Raw genomic sequence first — 20,180 nt, 5'->3', positions numbered from 1 at the left:
CTCAGTGTCCTCCCTGCGCACGGATCCGGGCCACATGCGCCTCCAGTTCCGTCCATTCGGGCCGACCCGGTGCCATGGTCCGCCGCAGATACGCAACAAGTTCCGCAATCTGCCGATCAGACAGGATCTCCCCGAACCCTGGCATGGTGGTCGCCTGCACATAGGCTGGCTCCGACACCCCCTTGAGAATGACATGAACAAGATTATCCGGGCTGTCCGCCTGGATATTGCTGTTGAGCGCAAGCTGCGGACGCGCGCCGAACAGATGCGCGCCCTCACCTTCATGGCAGCTTGCGCAACTCCCGTTATAGATCCGCGAGCCTTCGCCCCGGTCCAGCGCCTGCAGCCCGCGCGCCTGCTCCAGAACCGCATCCCGACGCGACGCCACACCTTCGATGGCGTTCCTGCGATCAAAGGACGCGATGTAATGCGCAATCGCCCGCACATCCGCATCAGGCAGGGACGCCATGGAATGAACAACCGGCGCCATCGGCCCTCCCGCTGGACCATGCGCTGGGCTGAACCCCGTCCGCAGATAGGCGTACAGATCGTTCTCGCTCCAGGGCAGCGGAGACTGCGACAGCGTGCTCAGCGCAGGTGCCGTCCAGCCTTCTGCCTCTCCCCCGCCCAGATACGCATTCTTCCAGCGCTCGGCCCCCAGCGCATTGCGTGGCGTATGACAGGCCGAGCAGTGCCCCAACCCTTCCGCCAGATAGGCGCCGCGGTTCCACTGTTCGGACTGTGCCGGATCGGGCGTGAACGGCTCGGGGTCATGGAACAGCATATTCCACCCGGCCATCGAAAAACGCATGTTGTACGGGAACTTCAGCGCCGTCTTCGGCACCGCGTTGCGCACCGGTTTCTGCGACATCAGATAGGCATACAGATCCCGCAGATCCGCATCGCTCGTCTTCGCAAACGCCGGATAGGGAAACGCCGGATAGAGATGCCGCCCGTCCCGGCTGATGCCATGACGCATCGCCCGCTCGAACGCTTCGTAGGACCAGGCTCCAAGCCCGGTCTCCACATCCGGCGTGAGATTGGTGGAATAGATGATCCCGAACGGCGTCTCCAACGGGAACGCCCCCGCATTCGTCACTCCACCCGGTACCGTATGGCAGACCGCACAATCTCCCGCGGCCGCAACCTTCTCGCCTCGCGCAATCGCGGCGTCGGAAAACAGCCCGGCCTCCGGCGGTGAGACCGGCGCAATCGCCGATCGCCATGGCATGACCGTCGCCATCAGACCGCCCACCGTCGCAAAAGCCGCTGCAAACGCCCCACGGCGCAGCTTCGCGCCCAGCGTCGTCCGTGCCATCGCCGGACGCATTTCCGGCCCAGACACGCCCAGCGCCGCCAGTGGCCGCACCGCTTCCGCCGTCAGCGGACCCAGCGCCTCATCCAGCCGCGCCTTCACCTTTTCCGGCGTAAACGGCACGTCCCGAAAGCGCACGCCCGTTGCGGCATAAAGCGCATTGGCAATCGCCGCCGCACTTGGCACTGACGCGGACTCCCCCGCTCCCAGAGGCGGCTGGTCCTGCCGGTCCATCAGAACGGGTTCGATCGCCGGAAGCTCCGGGAAGGTCAGGATCGGATAGCCGCCCCAGTCCCTGCTCTCCACGCCCTTGTCGTCGAACTGCACCTCTTCGCGCAGGATGCGGCTCGTGGACTGGATGACATTGCCCTGAAGCTGATGGCGCACCCCGGCCGGGTTCACCATCATGCCCGCATCCTGCCCGACCACCGCCCGCGTGACACTCACCACACCGGACTGACGATCGACTTCGACATCCGCAACCCAGGCCGACCACGCCGCCGCTGTTCCCGGAAACGTCCCATGCACATACTGCGCATAGGCCAGTCCGCGGCCCTTCAGCACGCGTTCCTGCGGATCAACTTTGACTGGGCCGGCCCGATAGGTCCATCCAGCCCGATCCGCCGTCGCCTTAAGAAGCTCGCAGGCCCGCTGGTCCGGCAAATGCTCCAGACGGTATTCCAGCGGATCAGCCCCGGCCTCTGCCGCCAACTCGTCGATATAGCTGTCATGCGCAAAGCTGTTCGGAAGTGCCGAGACCCCCCGGAACCAGGACGCCCGCGCAATCGGGGGCATGTCCTGAACCGTCACCCGCGCGTTGGGATAATCATAGGGCGGAACAGACGTCCGGTCCCCCATCTGCGCCACGGCCGGAACTTCCGCCGGAACAACACCGGTCAGAACCAGCGCGAGCAGCGGCGAGACATTGGACGGATAGCTGGTGTCCAGATCATACGCGACGGGCTGCCCGGACGCATCAATCCCGCCCCGTATCCGCACGAGCTGGGCAGCGCCTTTCGGCTCCCAGACATGCTCCTGCTCACGCGAAAGCTGCACCCGCACCGGACGCCCCACCGCACGCGACAGCAGAGCCGCATCGCCGCCCACGTCGTCTGCGCAGTTGCGCCCGTAGCATCCGGCCGCCTCGTGCCGGATGACCTGAATGTCTGCCGTGGACAGACCCATCAGCAACGCCAGATCCGCGCGCAGCATGTGCGGGTTCTGCGTCCCGGACCAGACTTTCAGCTTGCCATCCTGCCAGTCCGCCACCGAACAGGACGGACCGATGGAACCATGCATCTGGTATGGCCAGAAATATTCCCGTTCCAGAACAGTTTGCGCACCTGCCAGACCGTCTTCAAGCGTGCCTCGATCCAGTACGACGCGCGGTGTCGAAGAATTGTCCCGTACAGCCGCGGCCGGATCGGTCAAATCCGGCAGCGCAACAGGCGCCCATTCAACCCGCAATGCCTGCGCGGCAGCCGCAGCCTGCTCTTCGCGCTCGGCCACAACACCCACGAAATCCCCGACCACGACCACATCCACCACACCCGGCAGATGCGCCACAGACTCCCGATCGACCGAAAGCAGCGCCCGTCCGACATAGGGCCCGTGGTCGTAACCTTCATAAGGCGGCCGTACGACACGCCCATGCAGCATCCCGTCCACACGCACGTCATGCACGTAGACTGCCCGGCCCGTCACCTTGTCCGGAATATCCACGCGCGGCATGTTGCGCCCCACCAGACGATATTCGGACGCGCTTTTCACCGCCGCCGCATCATCCAGCAGAACCCGCAGTTCCACGTCCTCAACCAGATCTCCGATGCGATAGACCCGGTTCGGCAAAGGCGGGTCACAGACCAGTTCGCCATCCCGCAGCGTCATGGTCCCGATCGCACGGCCTGTCAGTTCCGCTGCACGTTCCAAGAGAAGACGCCGCGCCTGTGCTGCGGCCCGGCGCAGCGGAATGGCCGTGACCTGAATGGTCTCGCTCGCAATCGTTGCACCCTGATCCGGCGTGTCCTCGGTATGGCCCAGCACCATCCGCACCCGTGCCGGACGTGCATCAAGCTCTTCCGCCACGATCTGCGCCAGAGACGTCGCAATTCCCGTTCCCAGATCCACATGCCCGCAGAACGCCACGACCTGATCATCAGCCGTGATGCGCAGGAAAATTTCGTCTTTGGGAATGAACCCGCCCCGTGCCGCCAGCCCTTTCGGTGGCTGCGCGGGACGAAAAATGCTGAGAGAACCAGTGGGGAGCGAGGCCTGCGCCATCAAGGGTCTCCCTTCACAAGACCCGCCGCAATGCAGGCCGCCTTCATGATTTCGACATGGGTGCCACAGCGGCACAGATTATATCGCAGCGCCTCTCTCAGCGCCGCTTCGTCAGGATCGGGCACGACATCCAGAAACGCCTTCACCGTCATGACCATTCCGTTAAGACAATATCCGCATTGCGCGGCCTGTGCCTTGATGAAGGCCTGTTGGACCGGATCGGACCCGTCAGGAGAAAGCCCCTCCAGCGTCACGACGGACTCACAGGCGGCGGCCGTTTCGACCCGGACCACACAGCTCCGCGCGGCCCTGCCATCCAGCAGCACGGTACAGGCTCCGCATTCTCCCAGTCCGCACCCGAATTTCGGACCATTCAGACCGAGATCATTGCGCAGCACTGTCAGAAGTGGTGTGCCGGGGGCAGCGTGAACCTCGCGCCGTTCCCCGTTCACCCTCAGAAAGACGCTGTCCGTCATAGCGTCCCTCTTCTTCACGTCAGGACGTCAGCTTCAGGTCATAGACATTGTCGCCGTAGCACCAGTACGGATCTTCCGGCTGACGCAGCCAGGTGTTGGCGTTGGAGATCGTCTGGACCTTGGTCGCACGCTCCTTGCGGGCGCCGTAATAGGCCTCGAACGTCGCTTCCAGATCGGCAACGCCAAGCTCGCTCAGGCAACGCGTCAGAACCGCTGCATCCTCGACGGCCATGGCTGCACCCTGCGCCATGTGGGGCTTCATCGGATGGCAGGAATCGCCCAGAAGCACCACGCGGCCCTCATGCCATTTCGGAAGCGGCTCACGCGTCTTGAGCGGCCATTTCGTCACGGTTTCCGCCGCATCGATATAGCCCTGAACCATCGGATGGTAATCCGCGAACGCCGCCTTGAACTCTTCACGCGTGGAAGGAAGCTGACCGGCGCGACTGGTCCATTCCGCCGGCTCTCCCGTCACAAGATAGAATTCCTCTTCCTTGCGATCGAGGTAATAGCAGACGATATGGCGGTCCGCAGTCCACCACTTGGCATTGACATCCGCGCCCAGAGCCTTTGCGGCCGCACCGGGGATAATCGCCCGATGCGCGATCCAGCCGGTATAAAGAGCCTCCTCCAGACCAAAGATTTTCTCGCGTACACGCGAGTTGATCCCGTCTGCCGCAACCAGAATATCTACCGTGTCCGTGAACCCGTTCTCGAATTCCAGCAAAACGGTCTTCCCGTTATCCGTGAAGTCGACGAGTTTGTGCCCCCATTTAATGCGGTCGGGCTCAATGCAGTCCAGCATCGCCTGATGCAGATCACCGCGATGAATGGTGATGTAAGGCGCGCCGTAACGATCACGCTCTGCATTCAGCGGGATTTTTGCGAGAACCGCTCCATCCGTTCCGTTCCGGCTGACCCAGTAGCCCGGAAGACAGGAAATCTCCTCGAGTTTCCTGTCCAGACCATCAAGATGAGCAAGGATTTTCAGGACGTTGGGGCCAAACTGGATACCTGCCCCCAGTCGGGAAAAACCGGGAGCCTGATCATAAAGCGTTACGTCAAAACCCTGACGCTGCAAAAGTCCTGCTGCTGCAACGCCGCCAAGACCAGCCCCCACAATACCGACCCGAACACCACCCGACATCTGATTGCCCTTCTGCTGCTGGCCATCGCGGAGCAAGAGAGCTCAACAATAATGGCGTACACACGATATATGGATAATTCACAGTCCTTCTTGGAACGTCAAGCGAATTATGACGATTCCGTTTCGTTTCCTGTAGGGGATATATTCCGGGGGTTTCAGTCTTCGAAAAACGCCAGTTTTCTGAGGATATGCAGCGCCGCAATCCTCTCGCACTCATCAAGAGGCGCCAGTGTTCGTGCAGTTACGTCAGCGGCACTCGGAATCGTGCTCTCCACAAGAGCAAGCCCTTCTGCTGTCAGGGAGACGATACGCTGCCTGCGATCATTGCGATCCTGGACAATGCTCAACAGCCCTCTCTTGCGCAGACGCATGACGATATCACGCAGAGTTGCGTGGTCGATGCCGGTTGCCGCGCTGATCTGTACGAGGGGCGCCTCTTTCAGGCGATGAACCGTAACCATGGTGGCAAACTGGGCGGAGGTCAGCCGATCATCGGGAATTTCGCGCTGGAAGATGATTGTGTGCCGCTGATAGGCACGCCGGAGAAGATGTCCGATCTGATTGCAAAGTTCGTAATCTGCATCATGCGACATCGGATTTTTCTCCATTAAAACCATCCAGGATTCTTACAGGCTCCGGGAGGATTGTATATTCAAATTTCCCGATCGTACTTCCCCTCCCCACGAGAATAAGGAGAACACCTCATGCCGCATCCCGGATATCCCGACCGGCCATCCCGGACCGCACGAAATTCAGCATGACATGCAGCCATGATTAATGACGTACACACCACGGAAAGGCTTATGCCTGTCAGAGATACATAGCGGGCAGAAACAGCAAACAATGGCAGCAATACAATGTTTTTTGCGAATTGATTTTTTGTTGCAGAATCGAATTGTCATTCATATTGTCGTTTACACGTTATAAAATCGCAACGTAGCGTTCCCCGGTTATCCAGATTGCCACCCCGTCAGACCCGTGTGAGGGCAAGGATTGATCTCAATGCGTATCGTCACTCAGAACAAGCTCGCGTTACGCCACATGGCTCTGCTTTCCACAGTGCTGGCCGTCATTCCCTCATACGGATGGGCGGCAGAAAAACCACAGCATGTCCGCAAGGGGAAAGCGCATCCGCTTTACACGGTCCCCAAGTCAGGAGCCCCTGCCGCACGGCATGCCCCAACCCGCCCTATGCAGCCCGAACTCATGCAGGTCCAGGGGCAACGCGTTTCGCATGGTGCGCAGACTGTTATCTCCCAACATGTCTTTACGAACGCCGTTGCCGGAACCTCCGTCATGAAGGCACTGCAGAACGTGCCGGGCGTGCTGTTTCAGTCGGACGATGCGCAGGGCGTCGATACAGGCGGCGTCAAACTCTATATCCACGGGTTTTCGCAGAACCAGATCGGCTTTTCACTGGACGGCATTCCACTCGGTGAGTCCGTCTACCGTAACTATAACGGCCTGAATGCCGTCGCAGCACTGTCGTCCGAAAACGTCGGCCATATGGAGATGTCCCAGGGCGCTGGCGCCGTGGATATGCCCAGCACCAACGTGCTCGGCGGCGCGATCATGATTTCGTCGTCCGATCCCAAGGACAAGTTCGGCGGCACCCTTGCCGCAACGGGTGGCAGCAACGCCACCACGCATGCCTTCATCCGCATCGACAGTGGCAAGCTGAACCCCACCGGGACCAAGTTCTACGTGTCCTACATGCGCAATGACACAAAGCTGTGGAAAGGATACGGCACCCAGTTCTTCCAGCAGGCCAACCTGAAACTGGTGCAGCCGATCCATAATGAAAGCAGCGTCTCGCTCCTGTTTGACTGGGCGGACGTCCAGCAGTTCAACTACCAGTCCGAAACACTTGAGACGGTCCAGAAGCTGGGCTACGGCATCTCCAACTATTATCCGAATTACCGGCTGGCCTATAATGCCGCGCAGGGGATCTACTCGCACGGCGAAGATACGACCAGTGACCCGAAGGATGTGTCCTACTACGCCGGGACAACGGCCTCACGTGATCTGCTGGGTGGACTGAACTTTCATCTCAAGCTGACGGATCACCTTCGCTGGGATTCTGTCGTGTACGGCCACAACCAGAAAGCCAATACCCAGTGGTCCGACCCGTGGATGGCGTCGGCGAACGGCGCTCCCCTCTCCGAAATCGTCAAGCAGCCCGATATCCAGCGCTTCGGCCTGACGTCGAGCATGACGTATGATATCGGCAAACACGAAATTCATGGCGGCATCTGGTACGAGAACAACAAATACATCTCGAACATGTATGCCTATAACGACCCGCTCCTGGCGGATGGGCAGACATTGACGCCCAATCCTTTCCGCAAATGGTCCGATCCTTTCGCGAAACTCTGGGGCCAGACCTACAATACCAACACGATGCAGACCTATATCGAGGACACCTGGCGCCCGGTCAAAAACCTGTCGCTCCATGCCGGTTTCAAGTCCATGCTGAGCACGACCCGTGTCGGGCAGACCGGAAATTACGAGCCCTATACCGGCACCAATGCCCTTGCCGGCGGCGTGGGTCTGACGACATTCGGAGCGTTCCTGCCGCATTTCAGCGGAGACTGGCATTTCCTGACGCATCATGAGCTGTATTTCGATATTGCCAAGAACATGCGCGCCTATCCGGAAAGCGGCTATCACCTGTCGGCATCACCGTTTGCCGTCTCGCAGGAGGCCTTCGACCTGTCACGCAGCTCCGTCAAACCCGAAACCAGCTGGGCCTATTCGGTCGGCTACCGCTTCACGCAGCGTCGCGTGGATTTCTCGGTCAGCGCCTACCGCGTGAATTTCTCGAACCGTCTGGGCGCGCTGGTCCAGGGCAGCCAGACCAACCCGCAGACGACGGTGCTGAACCTTGGCGGCGTCACAATGAACGGCGTGGATGCAGGCCTGACCCTGCGTCCCCTGCGGGGCCTCTCGATCTTCAACTCGATCAGCTACAACCACTCGACATATGACAACAACATCACTCAACAGGGCACGACCTATGCCACCAAGGGCAAGCATGTCGTGAACTATCCGGACCTGATGTACAAGGCGACGGCGGAATACACCTACAAGAAGGCCAGCTTCAACATCGACGCCCTCTACACCAGCAGCCGTCCGTTCAGCTACACGAACGACACCTCCCTTCCGTCCTACTGGCTGGTCAATTTCGGAGCGCGCTACAATTTCGGCCGCATCGGACGTCTGGAAAATCTGACGGCATCGTTTAACGTCACCAACCTGACAGGATCGCGCTACTTGATCATGACCGGCGATGACGGTGGCAATCCGCTTTCGGGCGATTACCAGTCGCTGGTCGTGGGCGCACCCCGCCAGTTCTTCGGTGGAGTAAAGGCAGACTTCTGACTCTCCCCTGTCCGGATCGGACATCCTCCCAGGACTGCCTTTCCGGATTGATGGAAAGGCAGCCACACCCCCAACCGGATGGCTGCATGAACGGTATGACGAACAACCAGCGCCCTGCCCTGTGGGAACGGATGAGCTTCGGCTTCGGCGATCTAGCAGGGAATGCCCTGTTCGGAATTACCGGGGCCTATCTCATCTATTACTACACCAATGTTTACGGTATTTCCGCGTCTTCCGTTGCCCTGCTGATGCTTCTGGCACGTGTGGTCGACAGCGTGGTGGACCCGGTCATCGGATATCTGATTGACCATCGCATCCTGTTCGGGGGGTGCGTCCGGCCCTACCTGAAATGGTTTTCCCTGCCACTCGGCTTCCTGACATTCTGCTGCTTCCTGCCCCTGCCGCTTGGGTCAGGCGGCCGCCTCGCCTGGGCCTATGCCACCTATCTCGTGATGGGGGTACTCTTCTCGCTCGTCATCGTACCTTACGGGCTGTTGCCCAACGTCATGACCCGCAACCGGGAAGACCGTCTCTCCCTGTCCACTTTCCGCATGATGGGCGCAACACTTGCAACATTTCTGGTCGGATCATCCATCCTGCCCATGGTGCACCTGTTTGGCGGGGGCAACGAAAAGCTGGGGTACCCGCTGGCGATGACCATTGCGGGAGCAATAGGCGGAGGGCTGGCGCTCATTCCCTTCTTCACCTGCCGTGAGCGCTACGAACTGGAAGCGAATGACAGTCCCGTCCGGGTGCTGCTCGGCTCCCTGTTCCACAACCGGGCATGGGTGATCATCACGATCGTGCTGAGCCTGTTCTATATTAATCTGACGGCATTCTACGGCCTGTCGATCTACTATGCGACAGAAGTCCTGCATCGCCCGCAGTATTTCGGGGGGCTGCTCATCTCGATGATGGGGGCCAGCAAGGTTCTGGGCGTAACCTGCTCGCCGTGGCTTGCCCGACACGTCGGACAGAAGCTGACAATTGTTCTGCCCTACATCCTGTCTGCCATGGGTCTGGCGCTCTTTGCATATGGTCCGAACAGTGCCGCTTATCTTGTCGCGGTCTTCGGACTGATCTGCTTTTTCCAGGGCATGACGCTGCCGGTTTTCTACGCAATGGTCGCGGATTCCATCGATTACGGCACGGCCGTCACTGGTGTGACGGCATCCGGAATGGCCTACTCCGTGAACAGTTTTGCGGGAAAGGTCGCCTGGGCCATCGGCGGCTCGCTTTCCGCGGCGTTTCTGGGCTGGGGCGGCTATGTTCCCCATGCCGCCACCCAGACCCACACTGCCCGCGCCTTCATCACGTTCGGTTTTCTGGGCGTGCCTGCCTGTGTCGCCCTCCTCTCTGTCCTGATTATCCTGCTTTACCCTTCCGAGGCCGAGATGACGCGCATCCTCCAGCCGGAGACCCCAGTTGAGCCACAGAGCATCTGACATGACGCACCCATTCGACAGGGAGGCCGCCACGATCGTCGCGCAGATGACGATTTCGGAAAAACTCGACCTCGTCTGTGGCAACGGCCTGTGGCGCACGACAGGCATGCCCCGTCTGGGGCTGCCCTCTCTGCTGATGGTCGATGGTTCCAACGGCCTGCGCGTCGTGCCGGACCAGATTTCTACGGATACGCAGAATGCCGATCTTGGGGCATTCCTTGATGCCGTTGATACAACGGACGATCCGGAAAACCGGGACAGCAATGTCCTGCTCGGCAAAAGCGTGCCGGCAACATGCTTTCCAGCGCTCTCGGTTCTGGCCAACAGCTGGGACATCGCGCTGGCCCATGAAGTCGGAACAGCATTGGCAATCGAATGCCGTGCTGCGGGCGCCCAGATCCTGCTCGGGCCCGGGATCAACCTGCGGCGCTCACCGCTGGCAGGTCGAGGATTTGAGTATTTCAGCGAAGATCCGATCCTGACGGGAGAAATGGCAGCGGGCGTCATCCGCGGTCTTCAGAACAGGGGCGTGGGGGCATCACTCAAGCATTTTGCGTGCAACAATTCCGAAGTTGAGCGCATCAGCATGGATTCCGTCGTCGAGCCCCGCGCGCTGCACGAACTGTATCTTCTGGGATTCGAGCGTGCGATTGCCAGAAGCAGTCCGTGGACGGTCATGACATCCTACAACCGGCTCAACGGAATCCAGACATCCCAGAACCCCTGGCTTCTGCGCCATATCCTGCGGGATCGGTGGCAGTATGACGGCGCGATCATGTCCGACTGGCACGGAATTCAGGATCTTCCCGCCGCCATAAAAGCCGGAAACGATCTGGACATGCCGTTCAATGCCGCCCGCAGACGACAGCTTGAAAACGCAGTCCTGAACGGGAGTATGCCCGAAACTGCGCTGGACGAAGCCTGCACCCATATCGCGGCCCTTACCCTGCGGATCGTGGATGCCCAGCGCAGACTGCCCGTCACACGCCCGGATTTCGCGGCCCATCACGACCTCGCCCGCAAGGCCGCCTCCCGCGCTTGCGTTCTGCTGAGCAACCGGAACGACGTCCTGCCCCTCACCCCTGAGCCCGGCGAACGCCTGCTGGTCATTGGCACAGGCGCGGTCTCACCCGAAATCCAGGGTGCGGGCAGCGCCGCTGTGCGGCCCATCCAATGCGATATTCCGCTGAAGTGCCTGAAAGCGACTGCCCCGGAAAGCGTATCCATCCACTGGGAACCGGGCTGGGGCGCGGATGGCGACCATGACGCGGAACGTCTGGCCACTGCCCTTGCCGCAGCATGCATAGCCGAAACCGTTATCGTCTTTGCCTCAACCCCGCCCTGCTTCAGTGGCGAAAATGCCGACCGGCCCGATCTGAATCTCTGTCCGGCGCATGATCATCTGATCACCGAGCTGACGAAGATCCACAATCGGGTCGTGGTGGTTCTGACACATCCTGACGCTGTCGTGCTCCCTTGGGCCGATAACGTGCAGGCCATTCTTTCGGCAGGTTATGCGGGAGCGGGGTTTGGGCAGGCCGTCGCCGATATCCTGTTCGGGCATGCCAACCCTTCCGGCAAGACGTCCGTCACATGGCCTGTGCGACCAGAAGACTGCCCGGCCTTTCTGGGATATCCCGGTGAACAGGGGACGCATCTGTACCGGGAAGGCATTTTCGTCGGATACCGGTTTTTCGACATCCGCCGCATACAGCCTCTTTTCCCGTTCGGCCACGGGCTGTCCTACACGTCCTTCACCTATGACGCCTTGGAGCTGACAATCGGAGCAGATGGTGTTGCTATCCAGTTCACACTATCCAACACCGGCACCCGGGCCGGTTGGGAAGTCTGCCAGCTTTACCTTGGGCGCAGTCCGACCGCTCCCAACCGCGCACTCCCCCATCATCCACTCCGGGCCTTGAAAGGGTTTGCGACGGTTCATCTGGAACCGGGCGAAAGCCGCGTCGTGGACATGACGCTGGACCGCCGCGATCTCGCCTATTTCGACACCGTGCGTGAGGACTGGACCGTTCTCACCGGAACGGTCAGCATCGAAATCGGGGCATCCTCCCGCGATATCCGCCTTGTCACGGAACTGCATGTCGCGGGAGACGCTACTCCAGCACGATGGCTCAACCTGCACACTCCGCCCGGACAGGCGCTGGAGGTTGCGGGTTTGCAGGATGATCTGGTCACATGGCTTGCAGATGTGACGGGCCAGAGCATCTCCGAGACCGAAACGCGGCTTGCCCCCTGCCGCCGTTCCTTCCTCGGCATTTATGACACGCTTTGCTGGTCGTTCGATCTGGAGCTGGACGAAACCCAGCTGACACAGATCCTTGATGACGCCAACAGACGCAGTGGCGCAAGAAAACCCGAACATCGCAGCGAACTGGAACCATCATGATTGTTGAGAGCACCGTGCCCCCGGCCCGAGCATGGAACACCTGGTCCGACCGCCCGGCAGCGATGACGTTCCTGCCACTGGGCGTTCATGTAACGCCCCTGCTCTATTCCACCAGCCAGCGCTGCGCGACGCTTCTACCGCCGGGCAAGGACCTGTTGTTCGGCCGTCATGACATGGGCGGAAGGCTGGTGGAGTTCGAGACCCGGCATGGCGGAACGGAAATCGCATTCCGCTATGAGAAGGATGACCCCTACTGCCTGCGGGGGGCATGGGACGGACAGGTTCTCGCGGAATGGGGACTGCGTTACTGGCTGACACTGTGCCTGTCTGCCGAGTGCGGTACAACTGTGACCTATAATGGGGAAGCGGCCGTCATCCGGCTGGGTTATCGGTATGTAGCCCTGATGGGCGACATGGCCCCCGTTCAGGTCACGGCTCATGAAACGCTGGAAGCCGCAGCAAAAGATTTCGACGACAACGGCTATTTCCATACAGCCAGCAGGGGCACATCCGCCTCCGTCATCGCATTACGGTTCAATCTGGAAATGATGCGCAAAGGGCGTTTCGCCGCAGCCGTCGCGGACAGTGAGGCTTTGGCTACAGTGAAAGCACGAGAAGCACTTAAGCGCACTTTTGAGAAAGAACCAATGCTTCCAGCCCAGACCGGACGTCACGCTGGAGCCCTGGATGCCGTTCGTGATGTCATGGCTTGGAACACCCTGTATGACGGCATCAATCGTCGCCCTTATACCACTTTCAGCCGGACCTGGAATCTGGGGACATTCGCAGTCTGGTACAACGATCAGACTTACTCCGCATTGATGACCGCCCTCATTGATGGACAGACTGCGCGAGAGAACATGGCGGTAGCGACAGCAAGCGCAACGCCTCAAGGCAATTTTGCCTGCCTTGCCACATCGAACGACACATGGGTGGACCGGACACAAGCTCCGAACGGCGCATTCATGACGTGGATGATCTATCTGCGCCAGCGCGAAAGATCATTCCTCGAATGTCATTACGAGGCGTTGTCCCGCAACCACATGTGGTGGCGACGTGAACGCGATCCCGACGGCATGGGGCTTGTCTCCTGCGGAACTTCCGATGTCGGAGAGGCCCTGTACAAAGGTACTCACTTCGGAGCCCGCAACGAAACAGGCATGGACAATTCCCCAACCCATGACGAAGCTATCTACGATCCGGAAACCCGCACACTGTCACTCCTTGATGTCGGTCTCAACTGCTCCTTAGCGCTTGATGCGGAGTACCTAGCCCATATTGCGCGGGAACTGGGACACACTGAAGATGCACAGACTTTCGATGCAATGGCGGACGACACCCGAAGCAAGATCCGGGAGCATCTGTGGGATCATGAACGCAGCATTTTTGCCAATCGCCAACGCCACGGCGGGTTCGTCCGCAGTCTTGGTCCAACAAGCTTCTTCCCGCTGATCTGTGGTGCCGCCACGCCTGAACAGGCCCAGTCCCTGATCGAGCACTTTTCTGATCCAGTTCGCTTCGACGGCCCATATATGATCCCGAATGTCAGCCGGGATGACCCTGCCTTTGCAGATAACGTTTACTGGCGCGGCCGTATCTGGCCGAATGTAAATTATTTTGTATGGCATGGCCTGCGGCGCTACGGTTTTGTAGCCGAAGCGTCCCTGCTTGCTGAACGCAGCATGGCTTTGTTCAACCAGTCCTGGCGCCGACGCAGGATTGCAGCAGAAAATTACTCCGCGACAACAGGCGAAGCCAACGACCAACCAGATACTGACCTATTCTATTCCTGGGGGGCAATGCTGCCGATGCTGGGCGTTGCAGACGTTATGGACATCAATCCCTGGGCAGGCTGGGAGTTGCATAACACAGGTGCGGACGTCACACTTGGCCCGATCCACACGCCTATTGGACAAGTCGTCGTGACAACCACGAATGCTTGTATGACCCTTTGCCGTGGACAGGAAAAAGTTCTCTCCTGGACAGGAACGGGCCGCCTGACAGAGCTCACGATCAGCGATGGCCTCCTAAGTTGCCATATCCATGCTGCTGAAGGCCGACAGGGCATCCTGACACCCGGCCCGACCTACGCCGCGCGGATCGTGGAAATTCGTGTGGATGGCAGCCCCTTCCCCACACCACAAAGCCCGGACATAGACCTGTCCGGTATTCGTTGCGGGCAACGGCTCGATCTTTACCTCGCTCCGCGGTTCACGACGTGAGCACCACGGCATTGCCCGACTGGTTCCAGAAACCCGAAAACCGTTTCCGAACCGCGGCCTTCTGGTTCTGGCATCACCTGCCCACGCCTCAGATGTGCCGCGAGGCCATCGCGGACATGAAACGGGCTGGGCTGGGCTGCATTCTCGTGCAGGCCCGACTTGCCATGCCATTGTCCGACTATCTTTCTCCAAACTATCTGGCCCTCTGCCGTCTCGTCTCGGATCTCGCAGAAGAACACGGGCTCAGTATTGAGATCTACGATGAATATGGCTGGATGTCGGGACATGGAGGGGGCCTCACTGTACAGGGCGCAGATCACCTCCGTGAACGACACCTGTTCTGGACTACCGGAATCCTCCAAAACGGACAGACCATACTTCAGATTTCAGGCATCGACGCCACGTTTCTGGATTTCCTCGGGCCAGCCGGAAGACGCTGGACACATGAAGGTGGCAAGGCCCGATGGGGCTTGTGGCAGATCGTAGCCGGTGGCGTCATACCCTCCCGGACACTTCTTCAGCCTTCCCAGATCAGATTTCTTGAAACAAGCGACAGCGGTTGCACCGTACAGATCATTGCCCCGGATCTCCCAGACGAAACCCCTGTTGCCCTCTTTGTGGCAGCGACATGCCTGACATCTCGGCTGGTCAATTACCTTCTTCCGGAAACAGCCGAACGCTTTTCCAACCGTGTCTACGCGCCCCTGCGAGCGGCTTTTCCCAAAGCAGAAGCATTTTTCTTCGACCATCCTTATGCCGGTTTCTACACATGGAACGGCCAGAATTCAGGCTCCGGACCTGACGCAATCCACAATTCCCTCCTCTGGGACGACAGCCTGATTGACGCTGGAATTAACGGTATCGTCCTTTTAGACGCAGTTTATGGCACGGACCCACAGGCAGCATCCCGTCGCGCATATCTGTTTGAAACCTACGCCCGGCAAATGCATCATGCCTTTTTCGGCACACTGAGACGATGGTGCGACACGCATGACATTGGCCTTACTGGCCATGAACTCCTGCCCCATGTCGGTGGCTGGAATCTGCTTGGAGGGCTGGACGGTATTGATGCACGTGTCAGTCCGGGCGTAGACTATTTTGATATCGATACATTTAAAACCCAGACCGTCACGGATGCTGCTGACTACAGTACCCAGCTTTCCGCCATATTGGGAGACTCCCTCGCCCGTGCGCATGGCCGCACACGCTGCACGGTCGAACAATATTCTACCGGCCGGGAAGTGGGTCGACCATCACTGCACGGACAATGGGACCTTTCACTTTCTCGCCTACGCGCCCAGATGATTCGTCATATCCTTCAAGGCGCACGCCGCGTTCTGCTCCATGCCCTCTTCCTGCCAGACGCGATTCATCCAAATCCCTCTCATCAGTCCGATCCTCGTTTTGACTTTGCACCTGGATTCAACCTTCAGCCCTGGTGGGAGGACGCACCGGACGTTCTGGAAGAAGTTGCTCGTCTCTCGGCTTTTCTGGAAGACGGAACGCCTATAAGATCCGTCGCCCTGCTCTATCCCCTGGAGGAGCTCAGGGAAAGTAGCAGTACACCAGACTGCGCAGCTCATTTCGGCTTTTGGGCCGAAGCATTGATGGACGCAGGCGTCGGATATACCGTTATTGACGAAAAGCAGATCAGTGAGGAAACCGTCTGCAACGGCTGGCTGCATCTGGTTTCAGGCCAGTTCGATACGCTTATTCTGCCAGACGTCACCGTCGTGCGTGATCCTCAAACTCTCTCGATCCTTGAAAAATTCTCCCATACGGGGGGACGCCTGCTCAGATCAGGCAAAGCCATAACAACCTCCCGAAATGACAGAACGCGGTGGATCGAAGGGCCAGTTATCACAACTTCGGAAATTACTCGTCTTATTAAAGAAAACTTCCCTCCACCTCTCCTGTCAATCGAAGGCCAACCTCAAAGGATTACATTACAGAGATTGACCCCCTCCCTGCTACGCATAGCTATCTTTAATGACTCAGATCAGGAAAGAACCGCCAGACTTGCCCCAGCACCACGGGAACGAATTCTTCTAGAGTGGCGATGCAATACGGGGGTAGCAATGTCACCGGTTTGTGTCCCCGCCAATACGACATTCACCCTCTCCCTGATGCCCCGCCAGCTTTCAACTTTTGAATTATCTGTCACAACAGCAGAAATCCACTGTTTCCCAATGGAAGATAAAGCCTGTCTCCCGACTTCTTACAAAAAGATGCTCAAAGACGGGTGGCTCTTTCAGCCCGATCCAGAAAGCCGTCCGGTGCCTATCGCCGTTGAATGCGGCTGGGAACAACAGGGATTTGAGTATTTTTCCGGCACAGGCATTTATACCCTGCACCTATCTAATTTTAACAGACCCTATAAAGAAACTCTCCATCTGGTCTTACCAAAAATTGCAGGCACAGTGAAATGCTTCATTAATGGGCTACAGATAGGGAAAAGCATTGAACATAGCGCGTCATTTCTTCTCCCTTCATCAGATCAAGATCTAAAAATTACTCTGCACATCCGCAATACTGCTGCAAATACTCTATACCCCACAATGGATTCCTCCTTGAGTCCAACAACTTTTCTTTCCGGTTTACTGGCACCTCCCTACATATGGGACGGGATTGCGCAAATAAAGCAGATGGTTAGATGTAGGGCACCCCCGCTTTGAACCTGCGGGTGCCAAGGCATTGAAATGATGGGGGATTTGATAGGCGCCTGGTGTTTAGCAACAAAATAAACCCGCCTCTAAGGGGCGGGTTTATCGTGTCCGATCAAGGACTTATTCAGATGGTTGCGGGGGCACGCAGCCCCCGATACCGACAATCTCTGACGTTGGCTGTTTAGAAAACAAGAACCCAGAATGATTACGATTGCAGTTTATAATAAAATTCAAAGACCAATACTTACAAAATCAAGAAAGACGGACGCGTAACTCCTGCTCAACTTCCTGATGTATGTCAAATTGTACTTCCGTTTCGACCTGAAGAGTTACAACAATAGCATACGAGATATCGTCGTCGGGGCTTAACCCTCCTCCAGAGGCATCACGACATTCTACACGAATGGGAATATTCGCACCCTCGTCAAATTCTGGAATGGTCTGCACCCTATTTTTTAGCCGTTTAGACCAAACAGAACCACGTTTTATAATATTTTCATCAAGGCCATCTGACTTCATATCAAAGCCCCAGTTACCATCGTCCTCATCGTTAGGTTCATTAATAGTTGCCGCTTTCAACGCGGCTAGCCTGTATTGAGCACGTGAGGTATCGACGGGCGAAAACCATGCCAAGGTAACACGCATTGATCGGGGTAATCTCTCACCCGACAGGGATGGTGGTACGGGCATTCTGAATATTTGTGCGCCGTCCTTTCGGATTTTACCTAAGCCAACTAACGTGACACCACCTTCCGGAGATTCGCACATCAGGAGATTATTTAAATATCCATGACCAAAATAACGACAAACTTCCTCTTTTGCTCGAAGATGTTGACTCTTACCAAGTCGCGCTCTTTCTTCCTGGTATAGATCAATCGCATCCTGTGGCCACCGGGCTGCATTGACTGCCAATGCCCGTGTCAGAAGAGCATTCTGGAAACGAGTTAATTCACGGCCTTCGTATGGGCCACCTTCTCCAGTAAGACTTTCGGCAGCACGTAACAACGAGCGGGTAACCAAAGCAGCAGCAGGACTCGTCCCACGTGATTTCTGGATAGCATTCTGACCTGGAGGAGATGCCGTCACCAGCCCAGTACGACTTGATCGGTCGACACTGCACAATTTTACATCGTGTCCGTACGGTCGAGCACGCACCTCAAGACAACCCCCAGCTTCCAGCAAGTCAGGTTTTATAGACCTTTTAAGACCAAGACCAACTGCACTAGTTACCTGTGGCACGAACTCTCCATCATCCTCGAGCTTAAATATCCCCGCTTGTTGTGGAGAAGCGTGGTAAGTGAGATCAAGCGACAAAGCACCCACCGTGAGGGCATTCATAGCTTCTGATGGTGCAAGAAGCGTTCGGTTAAATATAGTATTCCTCATCGCACTACGAATATTCATTCGCCGAGAAGTAACGTCTGCGTTTTCAACTGCTGTTGTCGTTGTTCGAGAAAGAACAAGAGATCCAACGTTGCCAGCCGACACCACAAACAACAGCCCTTCTGTTGCAGCCCACCAGTCCATAAGGCGGGCGAGAGCACTAATACGCCCAGCAAAATGACCGTCACGAACACCAATGGAAAAATTGACAACAAATATATCAGGTGCAACGGGTTCATCTGTACCAATCAGTTGCATCAGAGTAGTGTGGACGATATCAACGAAAAGTCGATTCCCCGCTGTCTCTGCGCCGCTTTCTTGATCAATCAGTACAGGCACACTAATAAGTCGCGTATCCGTCAGAGGAGCACCATCAGCTTGAAGGTCTCCTCGAAGAATTAGCGATGCCATCGCTGTGGCATGATAACGCTGTGATACCGGCGACAGCGGAACCAAATCGTGTAAATCTTCAATGACAACGCCGCCATCCAGTGCGCGGTGAGCAGCTACCGGTGTCCCGTCCAATAACGCGACACGTATCGGGGCATTCTCATCAAAAGTGCCTTGCAGCGCATTATCGTCCTCAGCTTTATCTGAACCGTTCGGTAGCGCTTGGCCAATCGTTTGAGGCAGGATAAATTGAATACCTTCGATAGAGGCTAGTCCATTTATATCGTTAGGATTTGCGAGCATTTCCCGCACAGCCATGCATGGCAGTTCGACGAGAAGCGCTTCATAGACAAATCCCGTTTCAGATATAGAACTGCGATCCAATATTGTCCCTGCCCGCGAGGCAACACGCAGTTCCACTTCCTCGCGCCATTTTTTTCGCTTTGCAGCGCTTTCAGTCGGCCAAATTTCAAATTCTATGGAAATTTGATCATCGTCTGGTGTGAAGGCAAGACGATCCTCGATAATGGTCCGAGCATCTTCTCCGAGCCTGTCTTCTGGTCCCCATGGGCGTAATTCAAGAAGTAGATCAAATACCTCCCACCATGGTGCAGCTCCATTAGGAGCAGTCTCACCGCGTTGATGGGCGCGCCAGAGTGATAACATTTGGCGGAACGAGGCAATAGTCGGAATCGTCGCGTACAGTGTGCGTGGCAGCGTCTCGGAACCCTGAGCAGGCAGAAAGCCCTCTGGATATTCCTCGAAAGGCTCTAATTCCTCCTCGGAGAAAACTTCTAGACCAGCCTCCCGTGCCACCTTGGAAAATTTCGAAATACTGCCTGCTGTAACGAAGACAAGTGCACGTTCGGGAGCAATACCCGCAGGATCATTACGTAAAGCTATTGAGGGATCATTACTGCTGAGTGCAGCACCTAATCTATCGAATGTCGCCTGGAATCTCTCTCCTTGACGAAGCCGGCCAGGTCCCGATGGTTTCGGCATGGAGACTGGTTTTCCCTTACGACGATCAGCCGTAACTGGGTCAGGAAACCGGAGGATCGGTCGTTC

The 20,180-nt window shown here is 57.5% G+C and carries 10 protein-coding genes; 5 read left to right on the top strand and 5 right to left on the bottom strand.

What is annotated here, in order from left to right:
* Position 1: 1 nt before the first annotated feature.
* From HKD31_RS04395 to HKD31_RS04380, 4 genes are all read right to left on the bottom strand, one after another.
* Positions 2 to 3,595 carry a molybdopterin cofactor-binding domain-containing protein gene (locus HKD31_RS04395; protein ID WP_194264408.1) on the bottom strand — a complete coding sequence of 1,198 codons (3,594 nt, stop codon included), beginning with the start codon at positions 3,593 to 3,595 and terminating at the stop codon, positions 2 to 4.
* Positions 3,595 to 4,071, bottom strand: coding sequence for a (2Fe-2S)-binding protein (locus HKD31_RS04390; RefSeq protein ID WP_194264409.1), 477 nt, complete (start codon positions 4,069 to 4,071; stop codon positions 3,595 to 3,597). The genes HKD31_RS04395 and HKD31_RS04390 overlap by 1 nt, the downstream gene beginning before the upstream one ends.
* 19 nt (positions 4,072 to 4,090) lie before the next feature.
* Positions 4,091 to 5,218 carry an FAD-dependent monooxygenase gene (locus tag HKD31_RS04385; protein ID WP_194264487.1) on the bottom strand — a complete coding sequence of 376 codons (1,128 nt, stop codon included), beginning with the start codon at positions 5,216 to 5,218 and terminating at the stop codon, positions 4,091 to 4,093.
* Positions 5,219 to 5,373: 155 nt separating this feature from the next.
* Entirely contained in the window at positions 5,374 to 5,811 is a 438-nt protein-coding gene (locus HKD31_RS04380; RefSeq protein ID WP_228120212.1) for a MarR family winged helix-turn-helix transcriptional regulator, read from the bottom strand.
* A gap of 409 nt (positions 5,812 to 6,220) precedes the next feature.
* Here HKD31_RS04380 and HKD31_RS04375 point away from each other — a divergent pair, with 409 nt between their 5' ends.
* The 5 genes from HKD31_RS04375 (at position 6,221) to HKD31_RS04355 (ending at position 17,348) form a co-directional block, all read left to right on the top strand.
* Positions 6,221 to 8,599, top strand: coding sequence for a TonB-dependent receptor (locus tag HKD31_RS04375; protein WP_194264410.1), 2,379 nt, complete (start codon positions 6,221 to 6,223; stop codon positions 8,597 to 8,599).
* 86 nt (positions 8,600 to 8,685) lie between these two features.
* Positions 8,686 to 10,044 carry an MFS transporter gene (locus HKD31_RS04370; protein ID WP_194264411.1) on the top strand — a complete coding sequence of 453 codons (1,359 nt, stop codon included), beginning with the start codon at positions 8,686 to 8,688 and terminating at the stop codon, positions 10,042 to 10,044.
* 1 nt (position 10,045) lies between these two features.
* A complete protein-coding gene (locus tag HKD31_RS04365) occupies positions 10,046 to 12,451 on the top strand; it encodes a beta-glucosidase family protein (RefSeq protein WP_194264412.1) in 2,406 nt (801 codons plus the stop codon).
* Entirely contained in the window at positions 12,448 to 14,673 is a 2,226-nt protein-coding gene (locus HKD31_RS04360) for an MGH1-like glycoside hydrolase domain-containing protein (RefSeq protein WP_194264413.1), read from the top strand. The genes HKD31_RS04365 and HKD31_RS04360 overlap by 4 nt, the downstream gene beginning before the upstream one ends.
* On the top strand, positions 14,670 to 17,348 hold the full coding sequence (locus HKD31_RS04355; protein WP_194264414.1) for a hypothetical protein: 2,679 nt from the start codon (positions 14,670 to 14,672) through the stop codon (positions 17,346 to 17,348). The genes HKD31_RS04360 and HKD31_RS04355 overlap by 4 nt, the downstream gene beginning before the upstream one ends.
* A gap of 243 nt (positions 17,349 to 17,591) precedes the next feature.
* Here the strand turns inward: HKD31_RS04355 and HKD31_RS04350 are convergent, their stop codons facing one another.
* Complete coding sequence (locus HKD31_RS04350; protein ID WP_194264415.1) at positions 17,592 to 20,114, bottom strand: S8 family peptidase; 2,523 nt, start codon at positions 20,112 to 20,114, stop codon at positions 17,592 to 17,594.
* Positions 20,115 to 20,180: the final 66 nt, after the last annotated feature.

Source organism: Gluconobacter potus (genome assembly GCF_015244705.1).
Lineage (GTDB): Bacteria > Pseudomonadota > Alphaproteobacteria > Acetobacterales > Acetobacteraceae > Gluconobacter > Gluconobacter potus.
This window is presented reverse-complemented; position numbering and strand designations above follow the sequence as displayed.